The organism is Paenirhizobium cremeum (genome assembly GCF_022884085.1).
GTDB classification, from domain to species: Bacteria; Pseudomonadota; Alphaproteobacteria; order Rhizobiales; family Rhizobiaceae; genus Allorhizobium; species Allorhizobium cremeum.
The window spans coordinates 117234-133411 of sequence record NZ_JAGGCS010000004.1; the positions used below are offsets into that span (position 1 = coordinate 117234).

Here is a 16178-nt window from a genome sequence, read left to right on the forward strand (position 1 = left end):
GCTTTGCCAGGATCGAAAAACATCCGGCATAAACCGGATGACGTCGTTACGATGGTTCTGTTTTAATGACGTGACAGCAGGCCGCAATCGGCGGCGGAGACGGGACTATCATGCGAAAACTGCCGGCGCTTTCCGCCATGAAGATCTTCGAGGTCGTGGGACAGACCCGCAGCTTCACCCGCGCTGCCGACAGACTGAACCTGACCCAGAGCGCCGTGAGCCGGCAGGTGCGCAATCTCGAGGAACAGCTCGGCGAGAAGCTGGTCATACGCCGCCATCATCATCTCGACCTGACGCCCTCGGGCATCGAATTGCTCGAAGCGCTGCAGCGCGCGTTCCACGACGTGGAACTGACGGTTCGCAACATCATGGAGAAAAGCAACCAGCATCGCCTGCGCGTCAACGTGCCGCCGACCTTCGCTAAGCGCTGGTTGATGCCCCGGCTCGGCAGCCTGCGACGCTTTCTTCCCGAGATCGAGATCAGCATCACCACCGAATTGCAGGACAGCCTGACCGAACGCAGCATCCTCGACTGCGCGATTCGCTTCGGCGATGGCGAGTGGCCCATGCTACAATCCCAGTTGTTGATGACCGAACGCCACATCGCCGTCGGCGCGCCTCAACTGCTTGCCGGTCGCACGAGAGACGGACCGCTCGATCTTTCCGGCCTGACCTTCCTCCATGTCCTCGCCTCCACCGACCGGCGTTACCTCACCTGGCAGCACTGGCTGGATGCAGCGGGCCTGAGCCACACCGATACGCGAGGCGGACTGGAATTCGACCTCCTCGATATGGCGATCGAAGCCGCCTGCAACGGCCTTGGAGTGACTGTCGCCGACCGCTTCATGGTAGCGTCGCTGATGGAGGAGGGTCGACTGATGCAAGTGCTGGACGTCGAGGTGGAAGGCCACGAATCCTACTGGTTGGTGACGCGGGCCGAACAAGCGGAGCCGGTGAACGTGAAAGCCTTCCGGCAATGGCTGCATCTGGAGCTCTCCAGAGATCCGGAACCCGCTGGCGGCAAGGAAATTGCCAGCAAGGCCGGCGCAGTCTGAAACATTCGATTTTTGAATGATGACCCCGAGAATAACTCGCTTGCACGAACAGGCGGGACGGCTCCTACTTGATGGAAAATACGCGGGAAGAGCAGGAGCCCATGACGGACTATCGCAATTTCATCGACGGCCATTTCGTCTCGCCAAGCGAGACTCCCGCGATCGACGTCGTAAACCCTGCCACCGGTGAAATCTTTGCGAGCGTCCCAGCGGCGTCGAACACCGATGCCATCAGGGCCGTCCAGGCAGCGGCCCGCGCCCAGAAGGTCTGGGGCCGGCTTCCCGCGATCGAGCGAGGGGATGCGTTGCGCCGGCTCGCCGACGCGGTGGAACGCCGCTCCGAAAAGATCGGGGAGGCTCTTGCCCGGGAGTCCGGCAAGAGCATTGCGGATGCGACCGCCGAGACGATCTACGCCGCCATTCTCATGCGTTATCACGCCGAATGGGCAAGGCGCATCGAGGGAGAGGTGATCGAGAGCGACACGCCGGACGAGACGCTGATGCTGAAACGCACCCCGATCGGCGTTGTCGCCTGCCTCATCCCCTTCAATTTTCCGATCTATACGCTCGTGCGCAAGATCGCTCCGGCTCTGATCGCTGGCAACGCGGTCGTCGTGCGCCCGAGCAACAACACGCCCACCTCCGCCTTCGTCTTTGCCGAAGCGATGGAGGAAGCTGTTTTGCCGGCCGGGCTCGTCAACATCATGACGATGACCCATGACGTCGCCGGAACCCTTTGCACCCGGCCCGAAGTGGGCATGATAACACTCACCGGCAGTGTGGCAGCCGGCCGCACCGTTCTCGAATACTGCAAGGCGAACATCGCCAAACCATCCCTGGAACTCGGCGGAAAGACGCCGGTGATCGTCGAGCCCGACGCAGATCTCGATGCAGTTGCGCGCCTAGTGATCGCAGCCAAGACCGCCCATTGCGGACAGGTCTGCACCTCGGTCGAACGTCTCTATGTGCACGAGAGCGTCCACGACACCCTGCTCGACAAGCTCCGCGCCGCATTTTCCTCCCGCCGCTTTGGCGACCGCTCAAAGGACCCCGACCTGATGGGGCCTCTCGCCAACGCGGTTGCCCGTTCGCGCATCCATGCCATGGTCGAACGCGCCGCGGCGGAAGGCGCAAAAGTCGAGGCAGGCGGCGTCATCCCTCAAGGGGCCGGCTTCTTTTATCCGCCGACACTACTTTCCGGTTGCCGGCAGGACATGGAGATCGTCCGCGAGGAGGTCTTCGGTCCCGTACTTGCGGTCATCCCTTACGCGAATTTCGACGAAGCACTGGCCATGGCGAGCGACCACCAATATGGCCTCGCCTCCGTCGTCTTCTCGGAAAACTACCGCAAGGTGATGAAGGCCGCCAACGAGATCGAGGCCGGCGAACTCTACGTCAACCGTTTCCCGGCCGATCCCTATCAAGGCTACCACGCCGGCTGGAAACGTTCTGGCCTCGGCGGAGACGACGGCAAGCATGGCATGCTGGAGTTCACCCAGACCCGGCTGGTCATCCTGAAGCACTGACGGGACAGCCACCGGCCTGCAAGCTCACGAAATACGATCGAACGATACGCCCCGAGGAACCACCATGAAGATCGCATCGCTCAAGACCTACGTCGTCGCCGTCCCGCCGCCCCATATCGGCGGCATGTACTGGATCTTCGTCGAACTCGAGACGGCCTGCGGCATCAGGGGTATCGGCGAAATCTACGATACCGCCTTCCACCCGTCCGGGCTCGTGCCTCTGATCGAGGATGTCTTCCAGCGATACCTGCTGGATCACGACCCCCATCGGATCGAACGCTTCTGGCGGGCGGCCTATTCCAGCGGCTTCACCCAGCGCCCCGACCCGACGATGATGGGCATCGTTTCCGGTCTGGAGATCGCCTGCTGGGACATCATTGGCAAGGCGGCGAACCGGCCGGTGTCCGATCTGCTCGGCGGAACCGTCCACGAAAAGCTGCGCGCCTACACCTATCTCTATCCGAAAAACGCCGCCGGCGAATACGACTACAACGATCCCGATCTCGCCGCCGAAGAGGCGGTCCGAATGGTGGAAATGGGTTTCACCGCGGTCAAGTTCGACCCGGCTGGCCCCTACACAAACTATTCCGGCCACCAGCTTTCGCTCGGGGTCATGGATCGCTGCGAAGAATTCTGCCGCAAGATCCGCGATGCCGTCGGCAGCCGCGCCGACATCCTCTTCGGCACCCATGGCCAGATGGTTCCCTCCTCCGCGATCCGGCTGGCAAAACGGCTGGAGAAATACGATCCCCTCTGGTTCGAGGAGCCCGTACCGCCCGGTCAAGAGGCCGCCATGGCAGAGGTGGCCCGCGCAACCTCGATCCCCGTTTCCACCGGCGAGCGGCTCACCACGAAATACGAATTCCAGCGCGTTCTCCAGCTCGGCGCGGCCTCCATCCTGCAGATGAACGTCGCCCGCGTCGGCGGTCTTCTCGAGGCAAAGAAGATCGCGGGAATGGCCGAAGCCTTCTATGCCCAGATCGCGCCGCATCTCTACAACGGCCCGGTGGGTGCCGCCGCATCCATCCAGCTTTCCGCGGCAACCCCGAACTTCCTGATCCACGAGGCGATCAGGGACTTCAGCGACTTCCACGGACGCCTCCTCAAGAACAAGCTCGCCTTCGACGACGGTTATCTCATTCCCTCTCGCGAACCGGGCCTCGGCATCGAACTCGACATGGCCGTCGTGGAACAGCACACACCCTATACCGGCGAGCGGCTGCATCTGCAGATGGGAGCGGAACCGGCCGACGTCAAAGCTTTCGCTCCGGCCAAGGGCTGAACGGCAAGCCATGACTTACGATTTCATCATCGTTGGCGCAGGCTCCGCCGGCTGCATTCTGGCAAGCCGGCTGAGCGAGAACGGCCGCTACAGCGTTCTGCTCATCGAAGCCGGCGGCAAGGACGACAGCTTCTGGTTCAAGATCCCGGTCGGCTACGCCCGCAGCTATTACAACCCGGCCGTCAACTGGATGTATTCCACCGAGCCGGAGCCCGAACTCGGCAACCGCCGCATCTACGCCCCCCGCGGCAAGGTGCAGGGTGGATCGGGATCGATCAACGCCATGATCTTCGTACGGGGCGCCGCATCCGACTTTGACGACTGGGAAACCGCCGGCAATCCCGGCTGGGGCGCAAGCGACGTATTGCCCTTTTTCCGCAAACTTGAGACCCATGCCGGAGGTACTTCGCAATGGCATGGCGGCAATGGCCCCATCCATGTCACGCCGATGCGCGATGATATTCATCCCGTTTCCCACGCCTTCCTCGCAGCCTGCGAAGAGCGCGGACTTCCGGTCAACACAGACTTCAACGGAGCCTCGATCGAAGGAGCCGGCGTCTACGACATCAACACGCGCTGCGGCCAGCGCTCCAACTCCAGTGCCGAATATCTGCGGCCAGCATTGAACCGGTTCAATCTTGCCATCGAACGTAATGCGGTCGCCCAGCGCCTCCTCTTCGCAGAAGATGGCAAGGCGGATGGCGTCGAGGTGATGCAGCATGGCCGGCTACGTTCCTTCAGGGCGCGCAGGGAAGTGATCCTCGCGGCCGGCGCCGTCGATACGCCAAAACTGCTCCAGCTCTCTGGCATCGGCGATGGAACGGCTTTACAGCATCTCGGAGTAGAGACACGCCACCACCTGCCCGCCGTCGGCAAGAACCTCCAGGATCATCTCTGCGCCAGCTTCTACTATCGCGCCACCCGGCCCACGCTGAATGGCAGCTTCGGCAGCATTTTCGGGCAGGCGGCATTGGGTCTGCGATATCTTCTGACCCGCAAAGGTCCCTTCGCGATGAGCGTCAACCAGGCCGGCGGTTTCTTCCGCGGCACCGCCGGTGCGCCTCGCCCGAACATCCAGCTCTATTTCAACCCCCTCTCCTACCGTATCCCGGACAATCCGAAAGCAGGATTGAAGCCGGAGCCCTATCCCGGCTTTCTGATAGCATTCAATGCCTGCCGGCCGACCAGCCGCGGCGAAATCGCCATCGCCTCTTCCGATCCGGATCGCGCGCCGCTGATCCGTCCCAACTATCTCTCCACGGATCATGACATCGATGAGGTGTTGCAGGGCAGCCATCTGGTCCGCCGCATCGCGACCGCCCCGTCCCTGTCCGCGATCATCGCGAATGAAGTATCCCCCTCGCCTGCCGCCGATACCGACGAGAAACTGCTCGACTATTTCCGGCTGAACAGCGGTTCGATCTATCACCTCTGCGGAAGCTGCGCGATGGGTCCGGACGATCGCCAGGCCGTTGTCGACGCACACCTGCGGCTACATGGCTTGCGCGGACTCCGCATTGTCGATGCTTCCATCTTTCCGAATGTCACGGCCGGCAACATCAACGCGCCGACCATGATGGTGGCTGAAAAAGGCTCCGCCATGATTCTGGAAGATGCCCGCTAAGAACCGCAGTATCGACGAGCACGACTGCGAAAACGAAAAAGCCGGCGCACAAGGCCCGGCTTTCTTTCATTCCGAAGTCGCGGTCTATCCGTCGTAGCGGCTTACGCAGCGATCAGTATACCGTTCAGATGGGTGAGCTCGGCGAGGTATTGCTCGAGCCGGGTCTTGTGCTCGTGGTTGTCGGCCGCGTTCAGTTCCGCGCGAGCAGCCTCAATCCGCTTGGTCAGCGTTTCGCGGTTGAGCTCGGTCATCGCCACAGCCGACTCGGCCAGCAGCGTGCAGCCGGTCGGAACGATGTCTGCGAAACCACCGAAAACGACATACTTGCTGACCTGTCCGGAAGCGAGCTTGACCGAGACCACGCCCGGCTTGATGGTGGTCATGGTCGGCGCATGATTGGCCATGACGGTCATTTCGCCTTCGGTTGCCGGAATGACAACTTCGCTCACCTTTTCGGAAAGCAGCAGGCGCTCAGGCGAAACGAGTTCAAAATTGAAATTGTCGGCCATGATGGTTCACTTCTCTCGTGGATGAAGGACCGGCACGCGAAACCTTTGTTCCGCGTGCCGCAGATCCATTATCAGGCAGCTTCGGCGGCCAGCTTCTTGGCCTTCTCGATGGCTTCGTCCATGGAGCCGACCATGTAGAAGGCAGCTTCCGGCAGGTGGTCGTATTCGCCGTTGACGAGACCCTTGAAGCCCTTGATCGTGTCTTCGAGAGCAACGAGCTTGCCCGGCGAACCGGTGAAGACTTCGGCCACGAAGAACGGCTGGGACAGGAAGCGCTCGATCTTACGGGCGCGGGCAACGGCCAGACGGTCGTCTTCCGACAGTTCATCCATACCCAGGATGGCGATGATGTCCTGCAGGGCCTTGTAGCGCTGCAGCGTCGACTGAACCTTACGGGCGACTTCGTAGTGCTCTTCGCCGACGATCAGCGGGTCGAGCATGCGCGAGGTGCTATCGAGCGGGTCAACGGCCGGGTAGATGCCCTTTTCGGCGATCGAACGCGACAGAACGGTCGTTGCGTCCAAGTGGGCGAACGAGGTGGCCGGAGCCGGGTCGGTCAAGTCGTCGGCCGGAACGTAAATGGCCTGAACCGAGGTGATCGAACCCTTGGTCGTGGTGGTGATGCGTTCCTGCATGGCGCCCATGTCGGTTGCCAACGTCGGCTGATAACCCACGGCCGAAGGAATACGGCCGAGCAGAGCCGACACTTCGGAACCTGCCTGGGTGAAGCGGAAGATGTTGTCGACGAAGAAGAGAACGTCCTGACCTTCGTCACGGAACTGTTCAGCGATCGTCAGACCGGTCAGGGCGACGCGAGCGCGGGCGCCCGGCGGTTCGTTCATCTGGCCGTATACGAGCGCAGCCTTGGAGCCTTCGCCGCCACCGTGCTTGTTAACGCCGGACTCAATCATTTCGTGATAGAGGTCGTTGCCCTCGCGGGTACGCTCGCCAACGCCGGCGAATACCGAGTAACCGCCGTGTGCCTTTGCAACGTTGTTGATGAGTTCCATGATGAGAACGGTCTTGCCGACGCCCGCACCACCGAACAGGCCGATCTTACCGCCCTTGGCGTAAGGAGCGAGAAGGTCGACGACCTTGATGCCGGTGACGAGGATCTGCGCTTCCGTGGACTGCTCGACATAAGCCGGAGCTTCCTGGTGGATGGCGCGCTTGGCTTCCGTGTTCAACGGACCAGCTTCGTCAACCGGTTCGCCGATGACGTTCATGATGCGGCCGAGGGTCTCCTTGCCGACCGGAACCGAGATCGGAGCGCCGGTATCGGTGACCGGCTGGCCGCGGACCAGACCTTCGGTCGAGTCCATGGCGATCGTACGAACCTGGTTTTCGCCGAGGTGCTGGGCAACTTCGAGAACCAGACGGTTGCCCTGGTTGTCGGTTTCCAGCGCGTTCAGGATCGCGGGCAGCTCGCCGTCGAAAGCGACGTCAACAACAGCGCCGATGACCTGGGTAACCCGGCCGACAGAGCCGGTTGCGGACTTCGCCGCGGTAGATTTCGGGGTAGCTGCCTTAGCCATGTTTCTTACCCTCTTTCCTTAACCTCAGAGCGCTTCCGCGCCCGAAATGATTTCAATGAGTTCCTTGGTGATCTGCGCCTGACGCTGACGATTGTAGGAAAGCGTCAGCTTGTTGATCATCTCACCTGCATTGCGCGTCGCATTGTCCATGGCGCTCATCTTTGCGCCCATTTCGCCGGCGACGTTTTCGAGCAGCGCCCTGAAGACCTGAACCGAGATGTTGCGCGGAATGAGATCCGTCAGGATCGCGCCTGCATCCGGCTCGTATTCATAGACGGCGGTTGCGCCGTTCGCCGGGGCTGCTTCGCCGGCGGAAGCCGGGATGAGCTGCTGCGCGGTCGGAACCTGGCTGATGACCGACTTGAACTCCGAATAGAACAGAGTGCAGACGTCGAACTCACCCTTGTCGAACATCGCAATGATCTTGCGACCGATCGCATCGGCGTTTTCGAAACCGATTTTCTTGACTTCCCGCAGGTCCGTGCGCTCGACGATCAGGCCGCCGAACTCACGACGAAGGCTGTCGTAGCCCTTCTTGCCGACGCAGAAGATCTTGACGGTCTTGCCGGCCGCCAGGAGCTTGCGGGCATGATCGCGGGCAAAGCGCGAGATCTGCGAGTTGAAGCCGCCGCAAAGACCGCGCTCCGCCGTGCAGACGACGAGCAGATGCACGTCGTCCTTGCCGGTGCCCGTCATCAGCCGCGGCGCACTGTCATCACCACCCACCGCCTGGGCGATATTGGCAAGGACGGCGCTCATCCGCTGCGAATAGGGCCGGGCGGCCTCGGCCGCCTCCTGCGCGCGACGCAGCTTCGCCGCGGCGACCATCTTCATCGCCTTGGTGATCTTCTGCGTCGCCTTGACGGAGGCGATCCGGTTTTTCAGATCCTTAAGTGAAGGCATCCGTTATCCGTCCTTGGCTTGAGCCCCGATTAGGCGAAAGACTTGGCGAAGGCGTCAAGAGCAGCCTTGAGCTTGCCCTTGGTGTCGTCGCTGATGGCCTTTTCCGTACGGATGGTGTCGAGGATAGCCTTGCCTTCCGACCGCAGGTAGGAGAGCAGGCCCTGTTCGAACTTGCCGACCTGGTTGACGGCGATCTTATCGAGGTAACCGTTCACACCGGCGAAGATCACGGCAACCTGTTCTTCCGTCTTGAGCGGCGAGAACTGCGGCTGCTTCAGAAGTTCGGTCAGGCGCGCACCGCGGTTCAGCAGGCGCTGCGTTGCAGCGTCAAGGTCAGAACCGAACTGGGCGAATGCGGCCATTTCGCGATACTGGGCAAGTTCGCCCTTGATCGAGCCGGCAACCTGCTTCATCGCCTTGATCTGGGCCGACGAACCAACGCGGGAAACCGACAGACCGACGTTAACGGCCGGACGAATGCCCTGGTAGAACAGGTCGGTTTCAAGGAAGATCTGGCCATCGGTGATCGAGATCACATTGGTCGGAATGAACGCCGAAACGTCGTTACCCTGGGTTTCGATAACCGGCAGAGCGGTCAGCGAGCCGGCGCCACGCTCGTCCGAAAGCTTGGCGGCACGCTCCAGAAGGCGGGAGTGCAGGTAGAAAACGTCACCCGGATAAGCTTCGCGGCCCGGCGGGCGGCGCAGCAGCAGCGACATCTGGCGGTACGCCACGGCCTGCTTGGAAAGGTCGTCATAACCGATCAGCGCGTGCTGGCCGTTATCACGGAAATATTCGCCCATGGCGCAGCCGGCGAACGGAGCAAGATACTGCATCGGAGCCGGATCGGACGCGGTCGCGGCAACGACGATCGAGTACTTGAGAGCGCCGCGCTCTTCGAGAACCTTCACGAACTGGGCAACGGTCGAACGCTTCTGGCCGATGGCGACGTAGACGCAGAACAGCTTGTCCTGGTCCGGGCCGTTGTCGTGGATCGGCTTCTGGTTCAGGAAGGTGTCGAGGATGATGGCGGTCTTGCCGGTCTGACGGTCACCGATGACCAGCTCGCGCTGGCCGCGACCGACCGGGATCAGGGCGTCGATAGCCTTGAGGCCGGTCGACATCGGCTCATGAACCGACTTGCGCGGAATGATGCCGGGAGCCTTGACGTCGACGCGGGCGCGGCGGGCAGCGTTGATCGGGCCCTTGCCGTCGATCGGGTTGCCGAGCGCATCGACGACGCGGCCGAGCAGTTCCGGACCAACCGGAACGTCCACGATGGCGCCGGTCCGCTTGACGGTGTCGCCTTCCTTGATGTCGCGGTCGGAACCGAAGATAACCACACCGACGTTGTCGGCTTCGAGGTTCAGCGCCATGCCGCGGATGCCGCCGGGGAACTCGACCATTTCGCCGGCCTGAACGTTGTCGAGGCCATAAACGCGGGCGACACCGTCACCAACGGAGAGAACCTGGCCGACTTCCGAGACTTCCGCCTCTTTGCCGAAATTTTTGATTTGATCTTTCAGAATTGCGGAAATTTCCGCGGCGCGGATATCCATCAGCCAACCTCTTTCAGTGCAAGCTTAAGGGTGGAAAGTTTGGTGCGAAGAGACGTGTCGATCTGGCGCGAGCCGACCTTGACGATCAGACCACCGAGAATGGACGGATCGATCGAGACTGCGACCGAAACATCCTTGCCGGTGACGCTCTTCAGCGCCGCCTTCAATTCATCTTCCTGTTCGGAAGTCAGCGCATGGGCAGACACCACCTCGGCGGTGACTTCGCCACGATGGCGGGCGGCGATCTGCCGGAATGCGGCAACCATGCCCGACACTGCAAAAAGCCGCCGGTTGCCGGCGACAACCTTCAGGAAGTTCGCGACGAGGCCGCCGATACCGGCCTTCTCGCACAGCGCCGCGACAGCCTTCGACTGATCCTCGGCGGAAAACACCGGAGAAAGCACCAGTCGCTTCAGGTCGTCGCTTTCATCGATCATCGTCTGGAAACGGTTGAGATCGGCGGCGACGGCATCAATGGAACCGGCTTCGAGAGCAAGCTCGAAAAGCGAGGACGCATAGCGCTCCGCCACACCTGAAATGACTTGGGATGTGTCTGCCACGGGCAAAATATTCCCTGATTTTCATCCAGAATCCCCACGCCTTTGGAAGGCGATGCACATGATCCTGAAATCGTTACGTTTTCCCCCGAAAACACAAGGAAAGGCCGCTTGCGTTTTCCGAATTTCGCGGTCCGTCTAGCATAGGAACTCTGGACTCGCAACACGCGTATTAACGGAATGAGTCTTTAGGACAAGGCCTTGGCAGCAATTTTCCGCGAATCTGCGTCAAATTGGCAAAAGCCGCCGATGCCGGATCGACCGGCCCGTTCACACAAGACCGAAGACGTAGATGATCGGCAAAGCAGCCAGAGCGATTTCCACAATCAAGAGTAGAAAATTCAGAGCCGTCGCGCCCCTGTCCGACATGATGGAAAGAACCCGGCCGAATGCCGCGAGAACAACGGCGAAACCAAGCGCGAGATAGACCATCGGCTGCGCCACGAGAAGCGCAGTCCCGGCAAAACCGACAATCAGACCGCCCGCCGAACGCGTTGCACCATACCCTTCCGGCCGACCGTCCCGAGGCTGGACACCAAAAAATCCCATGGCAAGACCCGGCGCGAACATCACGAAAGCGCCGATCAGGACCATTGCGGCAGCCGATCCGAAGGCCAGCTGCTCGCCGAACTCCGTCGGAAGGTAGAACTCCATTTGTCATCCCCGTCTTGGAAAATCACTCAGGCGAGGCTTATCGCACAAACCGCGGGATCGCGGTATATCTCGGAAACCTCCGATCTGGGGGATTTCGGTGGATTACAGGAAGCTTTGCGGGTCGACATCCACCTGAACCTGGATCGACCGCCGCTCCTTCGGTCCATTGGCAATCATGGTCCGCACAAAGCCCTGCATGTCGCTGGTCCGGCGACCGTGGACGAGCAGCCGGAAGCGATGGCGCCCACGGATCAACGCAAGCGGCGCCTCGGCCGGCCCAAGCACCGCGACCCCGGGCTCGGCGGGCGCCGCCTGCCTGAGCTGCCGTGCGTGGGTCTCGGCATCGATACGGTTGTCCGCCGAAACGATGATCGACACCAGCCGGCCGAAGGGCGGCAGGCCGGCACGCTCCCGTTCGAGGATCTCACGATCGTAGAAGGCTTCGGCATCGCCGGAGACGATCGCCTGCATCACCGGATGCATTGGCTGGAAGGTCTGCAGCAGGCCGTGGCTCTTGCGTCCCGTTCTGCCAGCACGACCGGTCACCTGCGAAAGGAGTTGGAAGGTGCGTTCGGCCGCGCGCGGGTCGCCGTTGGCAAGGCCGATATCGGCATCCACGATGCCCACAAGCGTCATCAGCGGGAAATTATGTCCTTTCGCGACGAGCTGGGTGCCGATGACGATATCCGCTTCCCCATTGGCGATGGCCTCCAGTTCGAGGCGCAGTCGCTTCACGCCGCCAAGGTCGGAGGAAAGCACCAGCGTCCGGGCGTCGGGGAAGTGTTTCTCGACTTCCTCCGCAATGCGTTCGACGCCGGGTCCGCAGGCGACCAGATGATCGAACGTCCCGCATTCCGGGCAGGCCTGCGGCGTCGGTTCGGCATAGCCGCATTGATGGCACTGGATTTGCCCGCGAAACCGGTGCTCCACCAGCCAGCTCGAACATTGCGGGCACTGGAAACGATGGCCGCAGACACGGCAGAGCGTCAGCGGCGCATAGCCGCGACGGTTGAGGAACAGAAGCGCCTGCTCCTTGCGCTCCACCGTCTTACCGACGGCCTTGAGCAGAAGCGGTGAAAGAAACCCCCCTCGTTCCGGCGGATGTCGGCGCATGTCGATCAGATGCAGATCCGGCAGCGCCGCCCCGGCAAAGCGGGTCGGCAGATGAATGCGCCTGTAGCGCCCGTTCATGCAATTGACCTGGCTTTCGACCGAGGGCGTCGCCGATACCAGTACAACCGGGAAGCCGGATATCCGGGCGCGCACCACCGCCATGTCGCGGGCATTGTAGAAGACCCGATCTTCCTGCTTGAAGGCGGGATCATGCTCTTCATCGACGACGATGAGACCGAGATCCTCGAAGGGCAGGAAGAGAGCTGAGCGCGCACCGGCCACCACGCGGATATCGCCGGTGGCGCACTGCCGCCAGACCTTTTCACGGGTCTTCGTGGCAAGATCCGAATGCCATTCACCGGGTTTCGCGCCGAAACGATCCTGGAAGCGTTCGAGGAAATTGGCGGTCAAGGCGATTTCCGGCAGGAGGATCAGAACCTGCTTTCCCCGCCGCAACGTCTCCGCAATCGCCTCGAAATAGACTTCCGTCTTGCCGGACCCCGTCACGCCGTCGATAAGCGCGACAGAAAAGCCACCGGCGCGAACGCCTTCGAGGATTTCGTCGGCCGCGTCCTTCTGCGGTCCGGCCAGTCGGGATTCGGCATACTCGGGGTCGGGCTTTGCCACCAGCGGTGGCGGCGGCAGGAAGACCGTCTCGAACACCCCCTGCTTCACCAGCCCGTCGATCACGCTCGAAGAAACTCCGGAAGCGTGGGCAAGGCCGCTTTTGGTCCACGAAAGACCGTCCGCCGCGAGATCGAGAACCTTGCGCCGCGCGGGCGTCAGTTTCTCCGGCTCGATGCCGGAAAAACTGACGCCTTCTACCATCGGCTCGGGATCGAAGGCAGCGGGCGCGCGAAGCGCCATGCGCGCCACATAACCCGGCGGCGACAGGGTGTAGGATGCCACCCAGTCGAGAAAGGTGCGCATGTTCAGGTCAAGCGGCGGGCAATCGAAGACCTTGGTTACGGCGCGCAACTTCTTCGGATCGACGGCGCCTTCGTCCGGCCCGTCCCACACGACACCTATGACCTGACGCGGCCCGAGCGGCACTTGAACGATCGAGCCCGGCTCAGCGACCATGCCCTCGGGCACGGCATAGCTGTAGGCGGTCGGCGCCGGCATCGGCACCAGAACGGGCACGACGCGAGGGCGTGGCGGCAAACCGAACAGTCCGGGCGAATCGTCTCTCATGGGTCGCCAACTTGCATCCAAGGACCCGGAAAGAAAACTGCTAATGCGGGACGGAAAGCGGATAGCCCGCGGAAAACCGCGGGTCATCCCGTTCGAAATCACCGGCTGACAATGCGCCGTCCGGATCAGCCGTAGGTAGCGTAACGCTGCACCGGCGAAGCGGCCACGGCACCGGCGGTTCGACGAAGCTGAGAAACGGCGTCAGACGAAATCCCGTCCAGCCGGAACTGGGCAATCAGGTCGCGAAGCCTTTGCGATTCCATGGCGAGCGTCGCGCTGGCAGCATTCGCCTCTTCGACCATGGCCGCATTCTTCTGCGTCACCTGGTCCATCTGGTTGACGGCCGTGTTGACCTCCGAAAGCCCCACCGACTGCTCACGGGCGGAGGTCGCGATCGCATCCATGTGCTGGTTGACGGTGACGATATAGGCCTCGATCGTCATCAGCGCCTCGCCGGTGTCCTTCACCAGCTTTACTCCGCTTTCAACCTCGGTGCTGGAATTGCGGATGAGATCCTTGATCTCCTTTGCTGCCTGCGCCGACCGCTGGGCAAGCTCGCGAACCTCCTGCGCCACCACCGCGAACCCCTTTCCGGCTTCTCCGGCGCGCGCTGCTTCGACGCCTGCATTCAGCGCCAGAAGGTTGGTCTGGAAGGCGATCTCATCGATCACACCGATGATGCTCGCAATCTGGTTGGACGATTGTTCGATGCGCTGCATGGCGTTGACGGCATCGGCCACCACGGCGCCGGAATGGACGGCGCTGGTATTGGCCTGCACCGCAACGATCCTCGCCTCCTCGGCGCGTTTCGATGAATTCGTGACATTGACGGTGATTTCATCGAGAGCCGCCGCGGTCTCCTCAAGCGATGCAGCCTGCTGTTCCGTGCGCTTCGAAAGATCGTCTGCGCTCTGGCTGATCTCCTGCGTACCTGAATCGATGGAACGGGACGCGGCAGCAACGGCGGCCATCGTACGGCTGAGTTGCGACACCGCTGAATTGAAGTCGCTGCGCAGGCTTTCGAATTCCTGGGCGAAGGGTTCGCCGAGATGGAAGGAAAGATTGCCGGATGCGAGTTGCTTCAGACCGTCGGCAAGGCCGGCCGTGGCCTGCGTCATGGCCTCGGTGCGAATGCGCTCGATATCCAGGTTGCGCCGGCGTTCACGTTCCGTCGTTTCCTGCGCGGCTGCGGCCTCTTCCTCCAGTCGCCGGTTGGCGATGGCATTGTTGCGAAAGATCTCCACCGCTGCGGCCATGGCACCGATCTCGTCGGGAAGGCCGACACCCGGAATGTCGCATGTCGTGTCGCCATCGGCCAGCCGACGCATGCTGGCCGTCATGTTGCGGATCGGGCCGGCGATGCTGCGCGCCACAAGCCACATGGCTGCGACGCCACCCATTGCGATGACGGCGGCCACAATGACCTGCAGAACACCGTCGCTGCCGTTACGCTCGGTCAGATCCCGGTCGAGTTTCGTCGCTTCGGCCATGGCGACGGCGCGCGGGACGTCGATCATCACGGACCAGGGTGTTGCCGTCCTGCCGATGACGATTGGAGCAAACGCCTTGAACGCATCGCCGCTGGCGTGGACCTCCTCCTTACCGGACTGGATAAGCGCCAGATATTGCGAAAGCGCGCTATCGCCCTGGTCGAAGGGCTGGCCGATGCTTTCAGGCTTCTCGCTCGAGGCGACAATCAGCCCCTTGTAGCTCACGATCGAAACCGAGGCCTTGCCGTCATAGATCGACGCCTTCACCTGTTCGGCAAGCTTCTGGACGAAGGAGAGATCGAAATCCGCCCCGGCCACGCCGGCGAACTTGCCGCCGATGGTGATCGGAACCGACATTGTCGCCAGATAGACATTCTTGCCCTGAACGATATAGGGCAGCGGATCGAGGATGCTCTCGCCATGGCCCGTCTGCGGCCCGATATACCAGCCTCCCTTCATCACGCCGTTCGGATGAAGCTCTGAACTGTCGTACTCAACGAGCGGCTGGAGCGCGATCTTGCCAGCAGCATCCCGAGTCCAATAGGGAAGGAACCGCCCCGTCACATCCGATCCCATGTCCCGGCGATCGCGAAACTCGGCATCGGCCCCGTCCAGCGCATTCGGTTCCCATGCACTATAGGTTCCGTTGAAGCGCGGATTGTCCTTGAGCACGTTCAAAAGAAGGGCATTGAGCTGCGCACGACGAGTTGCCGCAGGAGTGGTTGCGTCCCCGCCGGCAAGCGTCTCGAAGCTGCGCGCCATTACGCGGGCAGCATCGAAGGCACCGTCAAGCGAAGAGCGGATGACCCCCGCCTGTGTCGATGCAAGCGTCTGAAGGCTCTGCTTCGTCTTCACATCCGTGAGGCTCGTCACCTGGGTGGCAACGAACTCCCGCGTACTGGCCGCTGAAATGATGCCGTACCCCACCAGGGCCGCTGTGGCCGCCAGCACACAGACCCCCGACAAGACTGCAATTTTTAACTGTATGGATTTGAAGCGCATTCCCCGGTCCCCCTATGGCGCACACTGATCGGGGAGCTGAATGCTCCCTGAGACGGACGCTAGCTTGGGGGTCGACGTGGTTAACGAATACCCACTAAAAACCGGGAGGGAAAACGAATCCTAATTAAGCAATTTCGAAAACTGTAGCGATTTCGCGACACCACGCCACCGGGGG

12 protein-coding genes are annotated in these 16178 nt (G+C 61.7%); 4 read left to right on the top strand and 8 right to left on the bottom strand.

Annotated features, from left to right (window positions below; genetic code table 11):
- Window positions 1-110: 110 nt before the first annotated feature.
- The 4 genes from J5N58_RS09145 to J5N58_RS09160 all read left to right on the top strand — a co-directional run bounded on the left by J5N58_RS09145 (window position 111) and on the right by J5N58_RS09160 (window position 5487).
- A complete protein-coding gene (locus J5N58_RS09145) occupies window positions 111-1055 on the top strand; it encodes a LysR substrate-binding domain-containing protein (protein WP_113425517.1) in 945 nt (314 codons plus the stop codon).
- Between the two features lie 101 nt (window positions 1056-1156).
- Window positions 1157-2581, top strand: coding sequence for an aldehyde dehydrogenase (gene aldA / locus J5N58_RS09150; RefSeq protein ID WP_113425516.1), 1425 nt, complete (start codon window positions 1157-1159; stop codon window positions 2579-2581).
- A 64-nt stretch (window positions 2582-2645) separates the two neighbouring features.
- Window positions 2646-3863 carry a mandelate racemase/muconate lactonizing enzyme family protein gene (locus J5N58_RS09155; protein ID WP_113425515.1) on the top strand — a complete coding sequence of 406 codons (1218 nt, stop codon included), beginning with the start codon at window positions 2646-2648 and terminating at the stop codon, window positions 3861-3863.
- A 10-nt stretch (window positions 3864-3873) separates the two neighbouring features.
- Entirely contained in the window at window positions 3874-5487 is a 1614-nt protein-coding gene (locus J5N58_RS09160) for a GMC family oxidoreductase (protein WP_113425514.1), read from the top strand.
- Between the two features lie 101 nt (window positions 5488-5588).
- Here the strand turns inward: J5N58_RS09160 and J5N58_RS09165 are convergent, their stop codons facing one another.
- The 8 genes from J5N58_RS09165 to J5N58_RS09200 form a co-directional block, all read right to left on the bottom strand.
- Window positions 5589-5996 carry a F0F1 ATP synthase subunit epsilon gene (locus tag J5N58_RS09165; protein ID WP_113447416.1) on the bottom strand — a complete coding sequence of 136 codons (408 nt, stop codon included), beginning with the start codon at window positions 5994-5996 and terminating at the stop codon, window positions 5589-5591.
- A gap of 71 nt (window positions 5997-6067) precedes the next feature.
- Entirely contained in the window at window positions 6068-7531 is a 1464-nt protein-coding gene (atpD, locus tag J5N58_RS09170; RefSeq protein ID WP_112830409.1) for a F0F1 ATP synthase subunit beta, read from the bottom strand.
- Window positions 7532-7555: 24 nt separating this feature from the next.
- A complete protein-coding gene (locus tag J5N58_RS09175; protein WP_113338195.1) occupies window positions 7556-8434 on the bottom strand; it encodes a F0F1 ATP synthase subunit gamma in 879 nt (292 codons plus the stop codon).
- A 29-nt stretch (window positions 8435-8463) separates the two neighbouring features.
- Window positions 8464-9993 (bottom strand): F0F1 ATP synthase subunit alpha, encoded by a 1530-nt coding sequence (gene atpA / locus J5N58_RS09180; protein WP_244710566.1) that lies wholly within the window; start codon window positions 9991-9993, stop codon window positions 8464-8466.
- The gene (locus J5N58_RS09185; protein ID WP_113338194.1) at window positions 9993-10559 is read right to left on the bottom strand and encodes a F0F1 ATP synthase subunit delta; all 567 of its coding nucleotides are present in this window, start codon (window positions 10557-10559) and stop codon (window positions 9993-9995) included. Before J5N58_RS09185 ends, atpA begins: the two co-directional genes overlap by 1 nt.
- A gap of 261 nt (window positions 10560-10820) precedes the next feature.
- The gene (locus J5N58_RS09190; RefSeq protein ID WP_112830413.1) at window positions 10821-11204 is read right to left on the bottom strand and encodes an AGROH133_08824 family phage infection protein; all 384 of its coding nucleotides are present in this window, start codon (window positions 11202-11204) and stop codon (window positions 10821-10823) included.
- A 102-nt stretch (window positions 11205-11306) separates the two neighbouring features.
- On the bottom strand, window positions 11307-13511 hold the full coding sequence (locus tag J5N58_RS09195) for a primosomal protein N' (RefSeq protein ID WP_113443097.1): 2205 nt from the start codon (window positions 13509-13511) through the stop codon (window positions 11307-11309).
- A 125-nt stretch (window positions 13512-13636) separates the two neighbouring features.
- Complete coding sequence (locus tag J5N58_RS09200; protein WP_162757392.1) at window positions 13637-15952, bottom strand: methyl-accepting chemotaxis protein; 2316 nt, start codon at window positions 15950-15952, stop codon at window positions 13637-13639.
- Between the last annotated feature and the right edge of the window lie 226 nt (window positions 15953-16178).